We start from the raw sequence: 2,391 nt of genomic DNA, 5'->3' as shown, positions 1-2,391 counted from the left end.
CCCTCCCACAATGGCCACGGCCGCTCAGTGTGAGGGGCCGGGGAGCCGCCGCCGCGGGAATCCCGCTTTTGCGATTCCCCAGTCCCGATTCCCCATTCCCGGCTTCACCGCGATTCCCCATTCCCGGCTTCAAAGTCACTCCTTCAACACCATATCGATGCACAGCACCGCCGCCATGATCAGGATCCGCCGCGGATCCTCGGCCGGCAGGCTCTCGGCGATCGACAGCATGTAGTTGTCGGCGCTGGTGAACAGTTCCTTGCCCAGCCCGGCCCACTTCTTCGAGACCTGCGCCAGTTCGCGCTCGCCCTGCACGAAGCGGAAATCCCAGCTGGTCCACTTGCCGCGCAGGGTACACACCGGCGCGCCCTGGGCATCGAGCACGTCGAACTTGCCGCCGATGGAGAAGAACTTCTGGCTGAAGGAACCGACCAGCCGATCGCGCTCGTCCAGCACCTCGACCTTGGACAGGAACAGCGAGAAGCCGCGCTTGACCGTCAGCACCTTCTGCCCATCCGGAGTACGCACTTCCACCTGGAACGGGGTCATGCGCTTGTAGTCGGTGAACCGGAAGATCTTGGTGAACACGCCCAGGTTCGGCTCGCGGCATTCCAGCAGCTTGCGGTTGCTGTGCGGATCGAACACGTCGTAGTTGTTGGCGGCCTTGAACATGCCGACCTGTTCCTTGACGAAGAACAGGTTGTGCTGGAGAACAGGATGCATCGGGCGTCCTTGCGTTGGGAAAGTCGACGCGCCCTGGGCGGCGGCCGCACAGCGGCTGCGCGGTGCCGACAGCCGCCGGCACGTCCAGGGTCGCGGCCTGCCGGGCGGCAGCGCGGGCCGCATGATAGGGGGCGACTGCGGCCGCGGCAACGCGCACGGCAGGCAACCACGCCAGTGCGGGGTCTTCATTCCAGTGCAGGCCGCGACGCCGTTGCCCTTACTTCTTTTGCCAGACGTCTGTCCGAAGCCAATCGACGTATCGATCAAAGGACGCCGCTGTCGCGATTCCCCAGTCCCGACTCCCCATTCCCGGCTTCACCGCCATTCCCCAATCCCGATTCCCCATTCCCGGCTTCAACATTCCCGGCTTCAACTGGTAATGGTCTGGGTCAGATCTTCCCAGCTCGGCGGCGCCGGCCAATCCGGCTGCTGGTTGCCTTCCATCACCCGGCGCAGGTCGCGGGTGTCGATCTGCGGCGCCAGCACGTGCACCAGCTCCAGCGCGTAATCGCGCAGCACCCGGTCGCGCGGCAGCACCGCCCAGGCGATGCAGTCGGGAATCTCCGGCGGCGCCGGCCACGCGCGCAGATCGGTGTCGTTGGCGCTCACCGCCATTTCCGCCAGCAGGCCCACGCCGAGTCCGGTGCGCACGTAGGTCTTGATCAGGTCCGCGTCGAGCGCGGTCAGCGCGATCCGCGGCTCCAGCCCGAGGCGGCCGAAGGCGCGCTGCAGCGAGGAGCCGGCGCGCGTGGAGGATTCGTAGCTGATCAAAGGCTGCGCCGCCAGCGCGGCCATGTCCGGCACCCGCTTGGGCACGTCCAGCGCATGCCCGCGCGGCACCAGCACCAGCCGCCGCCAGCGGTACAGCGGCACGGCGATGCCGGCGGCCGGCGCCGTGCCGGCGGTGCTGACGATGGCGATGTCGGCATCGCCCTGGCTGAGCAGGTCCAGCGCCGCGCTCTCGGCGGCCTGCTGCAGGTGCACGCTGACCTGCGGATAGGCCTGCTTGATCTGCGCCACCGCCGGCGGCAGCACGAAGCGCGCCTGGGTGTGGGTGGTGGTGAGGGTCAGCTGGCCCTGGCTCTCGCGGCGCTGGTTGGCGGCGTAGGTGCGGATGTTGTTGGCCTCGGCCAGCACAGCGCGCGCGCGCTCGATCACCTCGCGCCCGGCCGGAGTCACCGTCTCCAGACTGCGGCCCTTGCGCACGAACAACAGGAAGCCCAGTTCGTCCTCCAGTTGCTTGAGCTGTTTGGACAGCCCCGGCTGGGTGGCGTGCACGCGCGCCGCCGCCAGGGTGATGTTCAGATCGGCATCGGCAATGGCGACGAGGTAGCGAAGTTGGGTCAGCGTCATCGGGACGAGGGCGAGGCGCCGCCAGGCGGGACGCTCGACTGTAGTGGAATTCGGCCTTTCACCTTATAACCGAAAGCTATCTGCCTTGGGCATGAAGTCATTTCCTGGGGCTATGAGCCGGCGCTACGGTCGTCGCTCCCGCCTGCACTGCGTTGCGAGCCGTCCCTGTGAGCCCTGCCCCGATTGCCCTGTATCCGGACCTGCGCGACCGGGCCGTGCTGGTGATCGGCGGCGGCGCGGCCGCCGAGCGCCAGCTGCAGGCACTGCTCGCCGCCGGCGCCCTGCCACGGGTGGCCGCGCCGACCCTGACCCCAG

The 2,391-nt window shown here is 68.1% G+C and carries 3 protein-coding genes; 1 reads left to right on the top strand and 2 read right to left on the bottom strand.

All coding sequences use genetic code 11. The annotated features are described in order from the left end of the window. Positions 1-135 precede the first annotated feature (135 nt). Together D180_RS22320 and D180_RS22315 are read right to left on the bottom strand one after the other, a co-directional pair. Positions 136-723 carry a phospholipid scramblase-related protein gene (locus D180_RS22320; RefSeq protein ID WP_017908488.1) on the bottom strand — a complete coding sequence of 196 codons (588 nt, stop codon included), beginning with the start codon at positions 721-723 and terminating at the stop codon, positions 136-138. A 369-nt stretch (positions 724-1,092) separates the two neighbouring features. Beyond that, positions 1,093-2,076: a LysR family transcriptional regulator gene (locus tag D180_RS22315; RefSeq protein WP_017914513.1), complete on the bottom strand. Its 984-nt coding sequence runs from the start codon at positions 2,074-2,076 to the stop codon at positions 1,093-1,095. A 167-nt stretch (positions 2,077-2,243) separates the two neighbouring features. On the opposite strand from D180_RS22315, the gene D180_RS23205 reads away from it, so the two are divergent. Next, the coding region (locus tag D180_RS23205; protein WP_304412386.1) for an NAD(P)-dependent oxidoreductase at positions 2,244-2,391 on the top strand (148 nt) is incomplete at its 3' end.

Origin of the sequence: Xanthomonas sp. SHU 166, assembly GCF_000364685.1 — a bacterium.
GTDB lineage: Bacteria > Pseudomonadota > Gammaproteobacteria > Xanthomonadales > Xanthomonadaceae > Xanthomonas_A > Xanthomonas_A sontii.
This window is presented reverse-complemented; position numbering and strand designations above follow the sequence as displayed.